The organism is Caballeronia sp. M23-90 (genome assembly GCF_053574605.1).
Genome location: NZ_JBSIPA010001064.1, coordinates 1 through 255 on the forward strand (window position 1 = coordinate 1; position 255 = coordinate 255).

The following is a 255-nucleotide window of genomic DNA, read 5'->3' on the forward strand; positions in this document are numbered from 1 at the left end:
TGCCGCGCAACAGAATACCCACGTTGTCGCCCGCTTGACCTTGGTCCAGCAGCTTGCGGAACATTTCCACGCCCGTGCACGTCGTCTTCACCGTCGGCTTGATACCGATGATTTCGATTTCTTCGCCCACCTTCACGATACCGCGCTCGATACGACCCGTCACCACCGTGCCGCGACCCGAGATCGAGAACACGTCTTCCACCGGCATCAGGAACGTACCGTCAATTGCACGCTCCGGCGTCGGGATGTACGTGT

The 255-nt window shown here is 59.6% G+C and carries 1 protein-coding gene; it reads right to left on the minus strand.

Going from position 1 to position 255, the window contains the following annotated elements; all coding sequences use genetic code 11:
• On the minus strand, positions 1-255 hold a 255-nt coding region (locus ACRXB1_RS37825; RefSeq protein ID WP_449494980.1), incomplete at both ends, for an EF-Tu/IF-2/RF-3 family GTPase.